At 55.6% G+C, this 16336-nt stretch carries 14 protein-coding genes; 4 read left to right on the top strand and 10 right to left on the bottom strand.

What is annotated here, in order from left to right; translation table 11 throughout:
• Nucleotides 1–36: 36 nt before the first annotated feature.
• The 5 genes from DPV68_RS10580 to hprK form a co-directional block, all read right to left on the bottom strand.
• Complete coding sequence (locus DPV68_RS10580; protein ID WP_232819602.1) at nt 37–1509, bottom strand: tetratricopeptide repeat protein; 1473 nt, start codon at nt 1507–1509, stop codon at nt 37–39.
• Nucleotides 1510–1806: 297 nt separating this feature from the next.
• Nucleotides 1807–2289, bottom strand: coding sequence for an acyltransferase (locus DPV68_RS10575; protein WP_114166790.1), 483 nt, complete (start codon nt 2287–2289; stop codon nt 1807–1809).
• Nucleotides 2282–2932, bottom strand: coding sequence for a pyrophosphatase PpaX (ppaX, locus tag DPV68_RS10570; protein ID WP_114166789.1), 651 nt, complete (start codon nt 2930–2932; stop codon nt 2282–2284). The genes DPV68_RS10575 and ppaX overlap by 8 nt, the downstream gene beginning before the upstream one ends.
• Nucleotides 2932–3750: a prolipoprotein diacylglyceryl transferase gene (gene lgt, locus DPV68_RS10565; protein ID WP_114166788.1), complete on the bottom strand. Its 819-nt coding sequence runs from the start codon at nt 3748–3750 to the stop codon at nt 2932–2934. The genes ppaX and lgt overlap by 1 nt, the downstream gene beginning before the upstream one ends.
• Nucleotides 3750–4688 carry an HPr(Ser) kinase/phosphatase gene (gene hprK, locus DPV68_RS10560; RefSeq protein ID WP_114166787.1) on the bottom strand — a complete coding sequence of 313 codons (939 nt, stop codon included), beginning with the start codon at nt 4686–4688 and terminating at the stop codon, nt 3750–3752. Before hprK ends, lgt begins: the two co-directional genes overlap by 1 nt.
• 152 nt (nt 4689–4840) lie before the next feature.
• Between hprK and DPV68_RS10555 the strand changes: the two genes are divergently transcribed.
• Nucleotides 4841–5197: a hypothetical protein gene (locus DPV68_RS10555; protein WP_114166786.1), complete on the top strand. Its 357-nt coding sequence runs from the start codon at nt 4841–4843 to the stop codon at nt 5195–5197.
• Between the two features lie 49 nt (nt 5198–5246).
• Here DPV68_RS10555 and DPV68_RS10550 read toward each other — a convergent pair whose 3' ends face one another.
• The 4 genes from DPV68_RS10550 to uvrB form a co-directional block, all read right to left on the bottom strand.
• Nucleotides 5247–5606, bottom strand: coding sequence for a hypothetical protein (locus DPV68_RS10550; RefSeq protein WP_114166785.1), 360 nt, complete (start codon nt 5604–5606; stop codon nt 5247–5249).
• Nucleotides 5607–5669: 63 nt separating this feature from the next.
• Nucleotides 5670–6848 carry a DUF4097 family beta strand repeat-containing protein gene (locus tag DPV68_RS10545; protein ID WP_114166784.1) on the bottom strand — a complete coding sequence of 393 codons (1179 nt, stop codon included), beginning with the start codon at nt 6846–6848 and terminating at the stop codon, nt 5670–5672.
• A gap of 66 nt (nt 6849–6914) precedes the next feature.
• Nucleotides 6915–9788, bottom strand: a complete 2874-nt coding sequence (gene uvrA, locus DPV68_RS10540; protein WP_114166783.1) for an excinuclease ABC subunit UvrA — start codon at nt 9786–9788, stop codon at nt 6915–6917.
• Entirely contained in the window at nt 9789–11765 is a 1977-nt protein-coding gene (gene uvrB / locus DPV68_RS10535; RefSeq protein ID WP_304529351.1) for an excinuclease ABC subunit UvrB, read from the bottom strand.
• Nucleotides 11766–11879: 114 nt separating this feature from the next.
• On the opposite strand from uvrB, the gene DPV68_RS10530 reads away from it, so the two are divergent.
• The 3 genes from DPV68_RS10530 to glpK all read left to right on the top strand — a co-directional run bounded on the left by DPV68_RS10530 (nt 11880) and on the right by glpK (nt 15120).
• Nucleotides 11880–12764 (top strand): sulfite exporter TauE/SafE family protein, encoded by an 885-nt coding sequence (locus tag DPV68_RS10530; RefSeq protein WP_198662293.1) that lies wholly within the window; start codon nt 11880–11882, stop codon nt 12762–12764.
• A gap of 100 nt (nt 12765–12864) precedes the next feature.
• Entirely contained in the window at nt 12865–13572 is a 708-nt protein-coding gene (locus tag DPV68_RS10525) for an MIP/aquaporin family protein (protein ID WP_114166781.1), read from the top strand.
• Nucleotides 13573–13602: 30 nt separating this feature from the next.
• Complete coding sequence (glpK, locus tag DPV68_RS10520) at nt 13603–15120, top strand: glycerol kinase GlpK (protein WP_114166780.1); 1518 nt, start codon at nt 13603–13605, stop codon at nt 15118–15120.
• Nucleotides 15121–15161: 41 nt separating this feature from the next.
• On the opposite strand, the gene DPV68_RS10515 is transcribed toward glpK, so the two are convergent.
• On the bottom strand, nt 15162–16298 hold the full coding sequence (locus tag DPV68_RS10515) for a PDZ domain-containing protein (RefSeq protein WP_114166882.1): 1137 nt from the start codon (nt 16296–16298) through the stop codon (nt 15162–15164).
• Nucleotides 16299–16336: the final 38 nt, after the last annotated feature.

Here is a 16336-nt window from a genome sequence, read left to right as displayed (position 1 = left end):
TTCAGTATAAGAAACCTAGGGAGGTATCGTCTATCTTTATGCTTGTTCGAGTGTTCGTTTGAACGAACGAATCGTCTCCGTGAGCGTCGCGACGTCGATGCCGAACGCATCGGCACAGTCGTCGAGAACGAGGGCGTCCCGTTTCGCATAAAACATCCAGACGAGGGCCGCGGCCGATGCCGTGATGTCCTCAAACGATGCTCCGGCGAGGAGAAGACGAGAGAACCGTTCATAGAAGTCGCCGTCGAGGCTCATCTGTTCCGCTTCCGTCACTTCCGTCTCGGCGAGGATGAGCGCGTCATACGCCCGAGCGATTCGGGCGTCACCCGTGAAGGGAGCCCCGCAAATCTCGGCTCGGCACTTCTCGGCGAAAGCGAGCACCGTCTCATTATCGGTGATCCCACTCGTCAACGCGAGTGCCTCGAACGCCTCATCGTCGGCGAGTTTCGAGATGATGCGGATGATTTCGATTCGGGCCGCGTCTTCTTCTTGACGTAGCCCTTGAACGAGCGCCGAACGGAACTCGAGGTTGTCGCGAATGTCATACGGGCTCGCTTCTTCAAATTGTTTCAACTCGTCACTGTTCAAATAGGTGGCCGCTTCTTCAAGACGCCCGGTCTTGTAAGCGGACACGCTGAGCCAATGCCCGAACAGTGAATCTCCACGGAAACCACGGTCTTTCAAAAGACGGAGTTCTTCGTACGCGCGGTCATATTGACCGACGAGCGCGAGCGTCGTGGCGAGTTTATAGCGTAAGTCGAACTGGAGCGGACGGACCCGTGTCAGCGGGACCGAAAGTTGGAGCGCCGCTTCCGATTGCCCGGCCTCATGCAACAATAAGATCGTATTCAAAATCGCATGCAAGTTGCCTGGATTTTCATCGAGGACGTACTCGAGCGTATCGAACGCCGCTTCATCGTTGCCGAGATAGAAATTGACGACGGCCAAGTTATTGAATGCCGGCCAAAAGCGCGGATAGCGGTCGATCAACCGTTCGAGTGTCGACTTGGCGGCGAACAAGCGGCCTTTGTCGATATGTTGTTGGGCCTCGGTGTGCCACGTGATCAACTCGTCTTCATCTTCATCCTCGAGCTCTTGCTCGAGTTCGATCAATTCTAATAGCGATTGGACCGAGTCCGCGTAGCGTCCGTGTGCCTCGACGTCGAGGTACCGTTTCGCATACATCGCCGCTTCTTCATATAAAGAGATATAAGCGCAGTTGCTCGCAAGGTGATATAAGGCTTCGGTTGACGTCTCATCAAGTTCTAGCACCCGTTTCCACACGTCATTGGCGTGATAGATCTCCCCTACTTCAAATAACAGTTCGGCGTACTGTTTATGATAGTCGACACGATGGGCTGCAGCGGCAGTGGCTTCAGCCATGAAAAAAGTCGCTTCATCTAGGCGACCTTCCCGTAACGCACGACGACCTCTATAGTAGTGGAGCTCCGCGGCGAGCGGAGATTCTGGTTCGGGTAGCGTCATTACTGCTTCATAGTTCGCTTCCATATTCTAAATCCTCCACATCATCTCTAAATCTATTTTTTAGTTGCAGGGTTAAGAATACCGCACTCAAACAAGGAGGGCAACTGAAAAACTTAAAAAAAATCGGGACTACATTCCTTCTATAATGAATATATTTTACCAGGTCCCTCAAATACTTTTTGACAAAAATATGGATGGTTCACGTTAACGCCCATAGACACAAAAAAGCGATATCCCTTTTAAAAAAAAGTGATACCGCCCTAGTAATTTTATAAACTTTCATATATCTTGACCTTAAAATGATTTTGCGCTAAATTGTGTCTATTTCGTGTCAACCCTATGGAGCTTCGCCCCGACGACGCGCTCTCCGGGCAGGACATCCCGATGTACGACAGAACCGGCACCGATGACGGCGCGGTCGCCAATCGTGACACCCGGAAGAATCGTCACGTTTGCCCCGATTAACACCTCGTCCCCGATGTAGACGTCGCCAATCCGATACTCGTCGACGAGATACTCGTGACAGAGGATCGTCGAGTTGAACCCGATGACCGTGTTACGGCCGATCGAAATCCGCTCCGGGAACATGACGTCTGGCGTCACCATGAGTGCGAGCGCACTATAGTCCCCGATTTTCATACCGAGGAAGTTTCGATACAACCACCGCTTCGCCTTGACGGACGGGAAATACCGCCCGATCAAGACGACCGTCGTATTTTTGAAGACACGCAGGAAGCGAATCGTCCGGTACATCTGCCAAAGCGGGTTTGGCCCGTCTAGACGAAAGCGTTCCGTCTTACGCATGGACGGTAACCTCATCGAGCCACGCCTCAAAGTGTTCCATCGAGTCGATGATGACATCTGGTTCGAGCGCCTCTAAGAACGCACGACCTTTGAGCGCCCAGCCGACAGCGACCGTCTTCGTCCCGGCGTTCTTGCCGCTGAAGATGTCCGTGTCGTTATCACCGACCATGACGGCGCGGTCCGCCGTCGAGCCGAGCGCACGAAGCGCCCGTTCGATCGGTTCGGCGTGCGGTTTCTCATGTACGACATCATCGGCCGTGATGACGACGTCGAATAAGTGGTCAATGTTGAACAAACGTAAGCCTTGCTCGACGACCGGACGGCCTTTCGATGTGACGACGCCCATCTTATACCCTTTGGCGTGAAGGCGACGCAAGCCTTCGATCACACCTGGATACTCGGCGACGAGTTGGTCATGCATCGCGATGTTGAAACTGCGATAAAATGCTTGCATCTCTTTCCACTCCGGTTCATTAAGCGCCTTGAACGACTTCTCGAGTGTCGGTCCAATGAACGGGAAGAGATCCTCATCTGTGTAGGTCTCGTCCGGGAAGTAGTAGCCAAGTGTATGACGGAAACTCGCGATGATGAGCGGGTTTGTATCCAGCAACGTACCATCCAAATCAAATAGAAGTGTATCCATCAATCAAACAGTCCTTTCTCTGAAGGGTCGTCGTATCGTTTCGCTTTGCGGCGGACGATCATCATGACGACACCGAATACGATCATCGCAATCGAGACGAGCTGGGCCGTCCGAAGGTCACCAGCCATGAGGCTATCTGTACGGAGCCCTTCGATATAGAAGCGTCCAATCGAATACCAGACGAGGTACGATAAGAAGATGTAGCCGCGCGGCGGGTTACCGACCATACGCCAAACGACAAGCAGGATGACGCCGAGGATGTTCCAGACGCTCTCGAACAAGAACGTCGGCAAGTAATACGCGCCGTCGATATACATCTGATTGACGATCCAATCCGGGAGGAAGAGCGTCTCTTTCAAGAAACGGCTCGTCGTCTCGGCACCGTGCGCCTCTTGGTTCATAAAGTTCCCCCAACGTCCGACCGCTTGCCCGAGCAGGAGCGACGGAGCGAGGATATCGGTGATCTTCCAGAACGACATCGACTTGCGCATGCAATAGATGATGACGACGAGCAGCGCTCCAAAGATGGCACCATGGATTGCAATCCCGCCTTGGCGGATGTCGATGATCTGTCCAAGGTTCTCACTGTAGTAGTCCCATTGGAACGTGACGTAATAAATCCGGGCGAAGACGATGCTGATCGGAATCGACCAGATGATGACATCGACGACCCGCTCCGAATCATAATTGAGTCGTTTCGCCTCGAACAAGGCGAGAACGAGCCCGAGCATCGCTCCGAAGGCGATGATCATGCCGTACCAATAGATCGGGAGTGACCCGATTTCAAACGCGACGCGGTCAAACGTTGGCTCTACCATTATTCCACGTCCCCTTCGTTGTCATGGATGGCGTTCGCGAGCCGTTCCGCGAACTCTTCGGCCGTGTTGATGCCCATGTTCTGCAGGCGATAGTTCATCGCCGCGACTTCGACGATGACGGCCAAGTTGCGTCCCGGGCGGACCGGGATCGTGAGCAGCGGCACTTCGCTGTCGATGATTTTCATCGTGTTGTGGTCGAGCCCGACGCGGTCATACACTTTGCCCGCGTCCCAGTTCTCAAGGTTGATGATCAAGCTGATCTTCTTGTGCGAGCGCACAGCGCCGGCGCCGAACAACGTCATGACGTCGATGATGCCGATCCCGCGAATCTCGAGCAAGTGACGAATCAATTTCGGTGCCGAACCGACGAGCAACTGGTCCCCGGTCTGACGAATCTCGACCGAGTCATCGGCGACGAGGCGATGGCCCCGTTTGACGAGTTCGAGTGCGGTCTCAGATTTCCCGACACCGCTCTGTCCTTTGATGAGCACGCCGACGCCGTAGATGTCGACGAGCACGCCGTGCATCGCGGTCATCGGTGCGAGTTCCATCTCAAGGAAGTTTGTGATCTGTGACTCGATCGACGTCGTCATCGCGTTCGTGCGCATGAGCGGAACGTTCGCCGCTTCGGCCTCTTCTTCAATCTCTTTCGGGATATCGAAGCCACGTGTGATGAGGATGCCCGGTGTCAATTCCGTACATAAAATCTTCGCCCGCTCGCGGCGGCTCTCTTCTGATAAGCTCGCATAGAACGTGAGCTCGGTCTTCCCGAGCACTTGCAGCCGATTTTTCGCATAGTGGGTATAGTAGCCGGCAAGGACGAGTCCCGGTCGACTGAGGTCCGGTGTGGCGACGGGACGGTGGAGTCCCTCTTCCCCGGCGATGACTTGAAGTTTGAAGCGCTCAACGAGTTGAGCCGTGCGTACGATATTTTGCATGAGTATCTGCCCCTTTCACGCTCATTATTGTATCATAGCTCTTCTTCAGAAGCGTCAACGAAAGTGAGCCGAAACGTGTCGAAAAAAAGAAATGAAACGAATCTGTGGTGATTCTGTAGAACGGGTATAGAGAAATAGGGAGGTGAAATCGCATGGATTCACTGTTTTGGATTGCCATTGTCTTTATTTTTATCGTCGGGATCGCGGCGCTCGTCTACTTGGTCAAATCACTGTTTGACATGTGGCGCGAATATGCGGCGACAAAGAACGAGACGGTCTTGCTGTTGTTCATCTTGAACATCGTCGGTCTGTTCTTGTCCGGGTCGCTCTTGTCGATGATCGTCGCCATCATCTTCTATTGGAACCGGTCGAAAAAGATGCGTTACCTTGGGATCTTCTTGCTCATCGCCGGACCGGTCCTATTCATCCTGTTCATCATCGGTTCATTCACGTTGTATGACGGTCAAATGATGGATTGGGAACAGATGGAGTACGAGATGAATCTGTGATCACGACAAAGCCCGAAGGCAATCGCCTTCGGGTTTTGTCATGGATGTCTCATTCGCCCGGTACATAGCCGACCACGGTGTTCGACTCCGGTGCGACCAAGATCGTCGGTACGTCGACGCTACTGTTCGGGTCCACTTCGAACGAGACGGCGAGCGCCTCGGTCCCGGCATACGCATCGTCCAACAGTTCATAACCATCATCGACCGTGACACGATGTACCTCGGCACTTGCTCCCGCATCGATTGCGGGCTCCTGCCAGTTCCGCGCGGTCACATACGCCCAGGCGACAGCAATCGCTTCGTCGCCAGCCGGCTCGTTCTCATTGACGATGCGCTGTTCGTCGGCACATCCGCCAAGCACCAGCACCGCAATCATCATCCATCCGTACGCTGACACAAATCGCTTCATCCCGTCCCTCCTCATCTCTCAAGTTAAAAGAAACCCGAAGGCGAGAGGCCTTCGGGTTGTCGGTCATTGCTGATGGAACGGGTTGTTCAAGTCACCCGGATTGACCGGGTCGACCGGATCGATCGGTTCCGTCGTTTCGTGCTTGTCCTCTTCAAGGAACGTCGACGGGGTATGGAGCGAACCGTGTTCGAGGTCGATCGTGCCGGTACGTGTCCCGGCCTCGACTTCGATGCGTGGTGTCTGACCACGGCCCGACAAGAATTCGAGCCGGCGCTGGGCGACGTCTTTCCGGTCGCGGATGATCTCGAGCTCGTCTAAGTTACAGTGGAGACCACCGAAGTTCGTCTCGAGCTCTCCTTCGACCTCGACCCCATGCGGCAAGACGAGACGAATGTTTCCGGCGAGTGACATGAGCTCGAACTTGGCCGGACGTGCCGTCGCGAGTTCGGCGCGGATGTTCCCGTTGCCGGTCTTGAGCGATGCCTTGTCATATTTTCCGTTCACGATGACGGCGCCGTTGCCGGTCCGGACGTGGACGAGTTCAGACTCGACTCCTTCGACTTCGACCGTCCCATTCCCCGTGTTGAGGAGCAGCTCCGAGGCGTGCACGTTATGGAGCACGACCCGGCCGTTCGCCGTCTGGATGCGGACGTTCTCGACGTCAACACTGTCGGCACGCACCTCTCCATTGAGCGTCTGGACATGCAGGTGATCGAAATGGTGATGCGGGACATACAGTTCGACATGGGCCCGGACGAGTTTGTCACGAAGCGACACGACGAGACGGTCACCGATGACCGAATGCTTGACCGCCGACTGAAGCTGTTCGAGCGCCTTGTCCGCATCTTGTTGACGGAGCGGACGGCCGGTGACGATCAGTTCACACTCCTCGTGATCCGACGAGACGATTGTCGCCGATGCGTTGAACAAGTCAAGCGAGATGTCTTTCCCGGTGAACGGGAACGATTTTGAATACGTCACTTCGGGTCCATAGTTCGAACTAAACGAGAAGTCACTGTCGCGAAGTTTTGACACGAGTCCTTCGACGGCCGATGTCAGTTTCGTCGTGAGCGACTCGACCGAGTAGGCATCGACTTTCTCCGTCTCTTGACGTTCTTCGAGCGCTCGGACCTGTTCCGGTTCTAAACGTTCGAGCCGTTCGAGCTGAGTCATCCCTTCTTCAATCGTCAACTTCCCGTCTTTCACTTGCTGGAGAATCAGTTCACGCATTTCTTGTTTCACTGTTCGTTTCCCCCTTCGATTTGGTTACACGTCAATCATGTTCCCGTTTCTCATCATTTCTATACCTTACTTCCGTTTTCCTGCTTTTGGTTTGGCCCGGGCCGCATCCCGTTCTAACACCGGCTTCAAATACTTCCCAGTATAGGATACCGCCACCTCGGCGACTTCTTCCGGTGTCCCGGTCGCGACGATCGTCCCGCCGCCGTCCCCGCCTTCCGGTCCAAGGTCGATCAAGTAATCGGCCGACTTGATGACGTCGAGATTATGCTCGATGACGAGCACCGTGTCCCCGTTCTCGACGAGGCGTTGGAGCACTTTCAACAGGCGGGCGATGTCGTCGACGTGAAGACCGGTCGTCGGCTCGTCCAAGATGTAGATCGTCTTTCCGGTCGAACGTTTATGGAGCTCGGAAGCGAGCTTGACGCGCTGCGCTTCCCCGCCCGACAGTTCTGTCGCCGGTTGGCCGATCTTCATATAGCCGAGACCGACGTCAAAGATCGTCTGAATCTTCCGTTTGATTTTTGGAATCTTGTCAAAGAAGTCGAGGCCTTCTTCGATTGTCATATCGAGCACGTCGGCGATCGTCTTGCCTTTATATTTCACTTCGAGCGTCTCGCGGTTATAGCGTTTCCCGTGACACACCTCACACGGGACGTAGACGTCCGGCAAGAAGTGCATCTCGATTTTGATGATCCCGTCCCCGCGACACGCCTCGCAGCGTCCGCCCTTGACGTTGAAACTGAAACGGCCTTTCTTATAGCCGCGCATCTTCGCTTCGTTCGTCGAGGCGAACACGTCACGGATATCATCAAATGCACCGGTGTAGGTCGCCGGGTTCGAGCGTGGCGTCCGCCCGATCGGCGACTGGTCGATGTCGATGACTTTGTCGATTTGATCGAGCCCTTCAATCTTCTTGTGCTTCCCTGGCTTCGCCTTGGCCCGGTTGATGTGGTGGGCGAGCGATTTGTAGAGGATCTCGTTGATGAGCGTCGATTTCCCTGAGCCGGAGACGCCGGTGACGGCGATGAACATACCGAGCGGGATTGAGACGTCGACTCCTTTCAAGTTGTTCTCCTCGGCCTTGAAAATCTTCAAGAAACGCTCATCCGGCACTTTGCGCTCGGCCGGGAGCGGAATGAATTTCTTGCCGGACAAGTATTGGCCCGTCAGTGAGTCCTTGTTTTTCATGAGTTGTTTCGGTGTGCCGGCGGCGATGACTTGCCCCCCGTGCTCCCCGGCGCCCGGTCCGATGTCAATCAAGTAGTCGGCTTCCATCATCGTGTCCTCGTCGTGCTCGACGACGATGAGCGTGTTGCCGATGTCGCGCATCTGTTTGAGCGTCGCGATCAACCGGTCGTTATCCCGCTGATGGAGCCCGATTGACGGTTCGTCGAGAACGTACAGGACGCCTGTGAGCCGCGAGCCGATTTGGGTCGCCAGGCGAATCCGTTGCGCTTCTCCTCCGGAGAGCGTCCCCGCCGCTCGCGACAACGTCAAATAGTCGAGCCCGACGTTGTTGAGGAAGCTGAGCCGTTCGCAGATCTCCTGCAAGATGAGACGGGCAATGGCGATGTCTTTCTCGCTCAGCTCCGTCATGATCGAATCGAACAGCTTGATGGCGTTGACGACCGACAAGTTCGTCACTTGGCCGATATGATGGCCCGTGATTTTGACCGCGAGCGTCTCTTCTTTCAACCGGTAGCCGCTGCATGTCGGACAAGCGTGCGTCGCCATGTACGACTCCATCTGTTCGCGGATGTAATCGGACGTCGTCTCTTTGTAACGGCGCTCGATGTTACGCAGCACCCCTTCGAAGAAGATCGTGTTCGTCCGGACTTGGCCGAAATCGTTCTCATAGCGGAACAAGAACGACTCTTCGTCCGTCCCGTGCAAGACGAGGTCTTGATCACGCTTCGATAGACGTTCAAACGGCACGTCCATATCGATGTCGAAATGGTTGCACATCGAGGCGAGCAGTTGCGGGTAATACTGTGAACTCGTCGGCTGCCAGGCGACGACGGCGCCTTCTTTGAGCGTCTTCGACGGGTCCGGGATGACGAGTTCCGGGTCGACGTCGAGCTTCGTGCCGAGCCCGTCGCACGTTGGACACGCGCCGAACGGCGAGTTGAACGAGAACATGCGCGGCTCGAGCTCGCCAATGGAGAAGCCACAAATCGGACAAGCGTGATGCTCGCTGAACAAAAGTTCGGTCCCGTCCATCTTATCGATGATGGCCCGGCCGTCAGCGAGGCGAAGCGCCGTCTCGAGCGAGTCGGCGAGACGCCCTTCGACGTCAGGACGGACGACGAGGCGGTCGACGACGACTTCGATGAAATGTTTCTTGTTCTTATCGAGTTCGATCTCGTCCGTCAATTCGATCGTCTCCCCGTTGACACGGACGCGGACGAACCCTTCCTTCTTGAGTGAGTCGAACACTTTGACGTGCGTCCCTTTACGACCTGAGACGATGGGGGCCAAAATCTGCAGGCGCGTCTTCTCCGGCAATTCCATCACTTGGTCGACCATCTGGGAAATCGTCTGGCTTGAGATTTCGATGCCGTGACGCGGACAGACCGGTTTCCCGATGCGGGCGAACAACAGGCGTAAGTAATCATAGATTTCCGTCACCGTCCCGACAGTCGAGCGCGGGTTGCGGCTCGTCGTCTTCTGGTCGATCGAGATGGCCGGGCTGAGGCCCTCGATCGTATCGACGTCCGGCTTGTCCATCTGTCCGAGGAACTGGCGGGCGTAGGCGGATAAGCTCTCGACATAACGGCGTTGCCCTTCGGCATAGATGGTGTCGAACGCGAGTGACGATTTCCCGGAACCCGACAAGCCCGTCAAGACGACGAGCTGGTCACGCGGGATATCGATATCGATATTTTTCAAGTTGTTGACGCGCGCCCCTTTGATGACGATCGCATTTTTCTTTTCAGCCATTTAATTCCCTACCTTCAACTCCAAGATTAAGTCACGCAATTCGGCCGCCCGTTCGAACTGGAGGTCACGGGCCGCTTGTTTCATTTCTTCTTCTAGCTTGGCGATGGCCGCCTCACGCTCGGCCGGTTTCATCGTGCTGAGCGACTCGAGCACGTCTTCCTCGGCATCGACCGTCGCGCGGATGACGCCGCGCACTTCTTTGCGAATCGTCTGCGGCGTGATGCCGTGTTCTTCATTGTAGGCCTGTTGAATCGAGCGACGGCGGTCGGTCTCTTCAATCGCCCGTGTCATCGAGTCGGTCATCTTATCGGCGAACAAGATGACGTGGCCGTTCGAGTTCCGGGCCGCTCGTCCAATCGTCTGGATGAGTGAACGGTCTGAACGGAGGAACCCTTCCTTATCGGCGTCGAGAATCGTGACGAGACTCACTTCCGGAATGTCTAGTCCTTCCCGCAGCAAGTTGATCCCGACGAGGACGTCGTATTTTCCGAGACGGAGGTCACGGATAATCTCGATTCGCTCGAGCGTTTTGATTTCCGAATGCATATAGTTGACCTTGATGCCCGCTTCACGCAGATAGTCCGATAAGTCCTCGGCCATCTTCTTCGTGAGCGTCGTCACGAGGACGCGTTCGTCCTGTTTGATGCGCTCGCGGATTTGGTCCATCAAGTAATCGATCTGTCCTTTAATCGGATGAATCTCGATCGTCGGATCAAGTAGACCGGTCGGCCGGATGATCTGTTCGATCATATGTGGCGTATGTTCAAGTTCATACGGGCCTGGTGTCGCCGATATGAAGATGGCCTGTGACAACTTCTTCTCGAACTCTTCAAACTTGAGCGGCCGGTTGTCCTTCGCCGACGGGAGGCGGAAGCCGTGGTCGACGAGCACTTGTTTTCGGGCCTGGTCACCGTTATACATCCCACGTACTTGCGGGAGCGTCACGTGCGATTCGTCGGCGACGAGCAGAAAGTCTTTCGGGAAGTAATCGATGAGCGTATACGGGGTCGCCCCTGCCTCGGTCAAGTTCAAATGGCGCGAATAGTTCTCGATGCCTGAACAGTAGCCCATCTCACGCATCATCTCGAGGTCATAGTTCGTTCGTTGTTCGAGACGCTGCGCCTCGAGCAGCTTGCCTTCCTCGCGGAACTTCTCGAGCTGTTCTTCGAGCTCAGCCTCGATGTTGACGATCGCTTTTTGCAGCTTCTCATCGCGGGTGACGAAGTGGGATGCCGGGAAGATGGAGACATGCTCGCGATCGGCGATGATTTCGCCGGTGAGCGGGTCCATCTCGCGAATCCGGTCGATCTCGTCTCCGAAGAACTCGACACGCAAACACTGCTCGTCGCGTGACGCCGGGAAGATCTCGACGACGTCCCCGCGGACACGGAACCGACCACGTTGGAAGTCGATATCGTTCCGCTCATATTGGATGTCGATCAACTTGCGGAGCATCTGATCACGGCCCAACTCTTTACCGACCCGGAGACTCAAGACGAGGCTGTTATATTCTTCCGGGTTACCGAGACCGTAGATGCACGACACGGAGGCGACGATGATGACGTCATCGCGCTCGAACAAGGCCGATGTCGCCGAGTGACGAAGCTTGTCGATCTCGTCGTTGATCGAGGCGTCTTTCTCGATGAACGTGTCCGTCGATGGGACGTACGCCTCTGGCTGATAGTAGTCGTAATAGCTGACGAAATATTCGACGGCGTTGTTCGGGAAGAATTCCTTGAACTCCGAATAGAGCTGTCCGGCGAGCGTCTTGTTGTGGGCCAAGACGAGCGTCGGCTTCTTCACTTCTTGGATGACGTTCGATACGGTGAACGTCTTCCCGGTGCCGGTCGCCCCGAGCAACGTCTGGTACCGGTCGCCGCGATTGACGCCCTCGACGAGCTGTCGAATCGCCTCCGGTTGGTCGCCGGCCGGCTTATATTCTGATTGTAAGTCGAACGGAACGCTAATCTTATCCATATATATTCCTCGCTTTCTGTTCCTTGCATATTGACTTGATTATAGCACATACACGAACAAATATTCGCTTCTGACACGCTTCCCAAATCGTTCCGCTTTTCGTTATCATGGAGAGTGAATCTAAGTAGAAACGAGTTGGTCGTCATGTGGTCACTTCTCTTCATCCCGCTCGGTGCCATCGTCGGTGCCTTGTCCGGATTCTTCGGCATCGGCGGCGGGGTCATCATCGTCCCGGTGCTGCTCTTTAGTGGTTATTCGGCAGCAGAGGCCGTCGCCACGTCGCTCTTGTTCGTCGTCGGGACGAGCCTGTCCGGCGCGAAGAAACATACGTCGCTCGGCAACGTGTCTTGGTCGACCGGCATCACGGTCGGACTGACCGGCGCCGTCACGGCACAGCTGTCGAGCCGCCTCGTCCTCTCGATCTCGGGGACGTATGATTGGTTACTGAACTTATTTTACCTGGCTATCCTATCTTATTTTGCCGTTACGCTATTAAAGAAAACATCGAAACCGAAGAAGCCGAAAAAATCGACCGTTCTCGCGGGGATGATGATCGGAGCGATGGCCGGACTGTTGTCCGCCCTCCTCGGCATCGGCGGCGGGTTCATCATCGTCCCGCTCCTCGTCAGCTGGCTCGGCTTCTCGACGCATCGCGGGGTCGGGACGAGCCTCGCTTCCGTCCTGTTCATCTCGCTCGGTGGGCTCGTCGGCTATTTACCGTCACTCTCGCTCGATTACATAACGCCGCTCGCGTTGGTCATCGGCGCCTTCATCGGTGCACCGATCGGCGCCTCCTTGACGGACCGCTATAAAGACCGAGAAATCTCACGACGCCTCGCCTGGCTTTATCTAGCCGTCATCGCTTCGATTCTCCTTGACCTTGGCGCTGCCAGTTTTCCTTTGTTGGCTTATGCGAGCTTGACAATCCTCTTCGTCTTTCTCGTTGGAATCTCGCTCGATTTCAGACGTCGTATTACCAATCAAAACCACTTTTTCTGAGAAAAGTGGTTTTTTTTGCATAACCGTTTTAAAACGCTTACATATTGGGCATATAATGAAGTGGTAAGCCAAATTTAATATGGAAGGAAGGGAAGATCACATGTCAGCATTCGTCAGCGAAATTATTGGTACAATGCTACTCATCTTGCTCGGTAACGGTGTCGTAGCAGGTGTCGTCCTCCGTCATTCGAAAGCGGAGAACGCAGGCTGGGTCGTCATCACGTTTGGTTGGGGCTTCGCCGTTATGATTGGAGTGTACGCGGCCGGGATTTATGGAGGGGCGCACTTGAACCCTGCCGTCACGGTCGGGCTCGCGACGGCAGGCACGTTCCCATGGGAAGATGTGCCAGCGTATATTTTGGCACAATTCATCGGGGCGTTCATCGGGGCCGTCCTCGTCTATGTCCATTACAAGCCGCACTATGACGTGACCGATGACCCGGGCGCAAAATTGGCGACATTCTCGACTGCTCCTGGGATACGCAGCACACCGTTCAACGTGATCGGCGAAATCATCGGTACGTTCGTCCTCGTCTTCGGGATTTTATCATTCGGGGCCAACACGTTCACGGACGGTTTGAATCCTCTCATCGTCGGTTTCCTCGTTGTCTCGATCGGTCTCTCGCTCGGTGGTACGACGGGATATGCCATCAACCCGGCGCGTGACCTCGGGCCACGGATTGCGCATGCGATCCTTCCAATCAAAGGTAAAGGCACGTCGGACTGGGGCTATTCATGGATCCCGGTCGTCGGTCCGATTATCGGGGCGGTCATCGCCGCACTCGTTTACGGCATTCTCGTACCATAATTTTTCTACTTTCTAAGGAGGCTCTCTCATATGGAGAAAGAAAAACGCTACATCTTAGCACTCGACCAAGGAACGACAAGCTCTCGGGCCATCATCTTCGACCACGACGGAAAAATCGTCACGACCGCCCAGCGTGAGTTCAAGCAGTACTTCCCGAAACCAGGCTGGGTCGAGCATAACGCCAACGAGATTTGGGGTTCTGTCCTCGCCGTCATGGCCGAGGCGTTCGGTTCGGCTGACATTGACCCGAAAGAGATCGCGGCCATCGGGATCACGAACCAACGGGAAACGGCCGTCGTCTGGGAGAAGTCAACGGGACGTCCGGTTTATAACGCCATCGTCTGGCAATCACGTCAAACGGCCGGTATCTGTGAGGAATTGAAAGAGGCCGGGCATAACGAGTTGTTCCGCGACAAGACTGGCCTCTTGATTGACGCCTACTTCTCAGGCACGAAAGTCAAATGGATTCTCGACAACGTCGAAGGCGCCCGCGAGAAAGCGGAAGCCGGTGACCTTTTGTTCGGGACGATCGACACATGGCTCATCTGGAAATTGTCAGGCGGCCACGCGCACGTCACCGATTACTCAAACGCGTCACGGACGCTCATGTATAACATCTATGAGCAGAAATGGGACGATGAGCTCCTCGACATCTTGACGGTGCCGAAATCGATGCTCCCAGAAGTCAAACCGTCGAGTGAAGTATACGCCAATACGATCCCCTATCACTTCTTCGGCTTCGAAGTCCCAATCGCCGGCGCGGCCGGTGACCAACAGGCGGCCCTGTTCGGCCAAGCCTGCTTTGAGTCTGGGGAAGGCAAGAACACGTACGGGACAGGTTGCTTCATGCTCATGAATACGGGCGAGGAAGCCGTCAAGTCGGACCATGGTCTACTCACGACAATCGCGTGGGGTTATGACGGTAAAGTCGAATATGCACTCGAAGGTTCGATTTTCGTCGCCGGTTCGGCCATCCAATGGCTCCGTGACGGGCTCCGTATGCTTAAGTCGGCGAAAGACACGGAACAGTACGCCAACCGCGTCGAGACGACGGACGGCGTGTACGTCGTCCCAGCCTTCGTCGGACTTGGTGCCCCGTATTGGAACTCAGACGTCCGTGGTGCCATCTTCGGCCTCACGCGCGGGACGGAGAAAGAACATTTCGTCCGGGCGACGCTCGAGTCACTCGCCTATCAGACACGCGACGTCTTGACGGCAATGGAACAAGATTCTGGCATCGAGTTGAAGACGCTCCGCGTCGACGGCGGTGCGGTCAACAACAACTTCCTCATGCAGTTCCAAGCGGACATCTTAGACGTCCCGGTCGAACGGCCTGAAGTGAGCGAGACGACGGCTCTCGGTGCCGCCTATCTCGCCGGTCTCGCCGTCGGGTTCTGGAAAGACCAAGCAGAGATCAAACAACAGTGGAAACTCGACCATCAGTTCGAACCGAAGATGGACGAAGCACACCGCGAAAATCTGTATAAAGGCTGGCAACACGCAGTCGAAGCGACAATGGGCTTCAAACCATCACAACTTGAAGTATAAGTGCACACGCGAAAGGGAGCATCCGCCAAGGATGCTCCCTTTTATAGTTTCCGTAACCGCAGACGTGGGCTCGCCGGTTCGGCGACGAACAAGATGCCGAGCTCGTGCGGGTCGGTCTCATACATCGCCCGTTGCACGAAACGGATGTCCCCGTTCAAGTTGAGCACCTCGAGCTTGATGTACGGTTTATGCAACTGGAGCGCCTCATAGAAGCTGCTCCCGCCCGTGATGACGGTTCCGTTCACTTTGTAGATCGATTCGCCCGGGATGAGCTGCATCGTCTCACCCGGTGAGCCCGGTAGCGTGTCGATGATGACCGCTCCTCGGTTGCCGTTGATGAACACCGGCGTCGTCCCTCGATTCTCTCGCTTGATGAGTTGTAGCGCCAACTCATACAACACGAACAGACCGAGCAAGATGTAGGCCGCGTACGGGACGTCGATGGCGTAGGAAGCCCCGAACAAACCGATGGCGATGAGCGCGAGCAGGCCACGATACAGGCTCAAGCGACCGAGCAGCGTCCCCGGGAGCGCTCCCGTCGACAACAGGCTCACCCCGATCGGAATCGGCAAGATGACCGGCACCGGCATATCAAGACCGAATGACGGAGGCAAGAAGACGACGAGCGGGAAGAACCAAAGCCGTTTGACGACGTGTCCTCCGATGAACTGGCCCCGCTTGGACAAGATGAGTGTCGGCGACGTCTCGACCGGCCCGTTCCACCGTAAGAGGATCGCTTCCCCCAATGTGACGACACCGAACACGAGCGCATACACCGGCCAGTCGACCTCGGCCACCCGGTCGACCCATCCCGAGACAGCACCAAACTCGACGACGTCACGAAGCGCGACGGCCGTCAGCATGATCAGAAACGGGAACGCCGGACTGCTGAAACGCGGGTGCATCGTCAAGACGATGAGCGCGTAGAGCACGCTGAACGTCACGACCCACTCCCAGTTGACGGTCGTCTCGAGCAAGATCAGCGCCACCGAACCGATGATGGCGAGCAGCAGGCTCGGCCATATAAAATGACGCCAGTCTGATCTCGGCGAGCGCCGACGGGAGCGGAACATGCCCCGCTCCCGTTTGATGCGCGTCATGGATATGTAAACGAGGGCGACGAGCGTCGCCCAGAGCAGCGGACTACCGATCAAAGTCAACAAAGCTGTAAAACTCATTCGTAGAACGTCCACGCGTGTCCAATCCTTTCCCTAAT

This window comes from Exiguobacterium sp. TNDT2 (genome assembly GCF_003331145.1).
Classification (GTDB): domain Bacteria; phylum Bacillota; class Bacilli; order Exiguobacteriales; family Exiguobacteriaceae; genus Exiguobacterium.
Note: the sequence above shows the minus strand (reverse complement) of the source record. Positions and strands in the feature narration are given on the sequence as shown.

Excerpts from the sequence above, each read along its gene's own strand:
- DPV68_RS10580 (WP_232819602.1), bottom strand. The coding sequence starts at position 1,509 with ATGGAAGCGAACTATGAAGCAGTAATGACGCTACCCGAACCAGAATCT.
- DPV68_RS10575 (WP_114166790.1), bottom strand. The coding sequence starts at position 2,289 with ATGCGTAAGACGGAACGCTTTCGTCTAGACGGGCCAAACCCGCTTTGG.
- ppaX (WP_114166789.1), bottom strand. The coding sequence starts at position 2,932 with ATGGATACACTTCTATTTGATTTGGATGGTACGTTGCTGGATACAAAC.
- lgt (WP_114166788.1), bottom strand. The coding sequence starts at position 3,750 with ATGGTAGAGCCAACGTTTGACCGCGTCGCGTTTGAAATCGGGTCACTC.
- hprK (WP_114166787.1), bottom strand. The coding sequence starts at position 4,688 with ATGCAAAATATCGTACGCACGGCTCAACTCGTTGAGCGCTTCAAACTT.
- DPV68_RS10555 (WP_114166786.1), top strand. The coding sequence starts at position 4,841 with ATGGATTCACTGTTTTGGATTGCCATTGTCTTTATTTTTATCGTCGGG.
- DPV68_RS10550 (WP_114166785.1), bottom strand. The coding sequence starts at position 5,606 with ATGAAGCGATTTGTGTCAGCGTACGGATGGATGATGATTGCGGTGCTG.
- uvrA (WP_114166783.1), bottom strand. The coding sequence starts at position 9,788 with ATGGCTGAAAAGAAAAATGCGATCGTCATCAAAGGGGCGCGCGTCAAC.
- uvrB (WP_304529351.1), bottom strand. The coding sequence starts at position 11,765 with ATGGATAAGATTAGCGTTCCGTTCGACTTACAATCAGAATATAAGCCG.
- DPV68_RS10525 (WP_114166781.1), top strand. The coding sequence starts at position 12,865 with ATGTCAGCATTCGTCAGCGAAATTATTGGTACAATGCTACTCATCTTG.
- glpK (WP_114166780.1), top strand. The coding sequence starts at position 13,603 with ATGGAGAAAGAAAAACGCTACATCTTAGCACTCGACCAAGGAACGACA.
- DPV68_RS10515 (WP_114166882.1), bottom strand. The coding sequence starts at position 16,298 with ATGAGTTTTACAGCTTTGTTGACTTTGATCGGTAGTCCGCTGCTCTGG.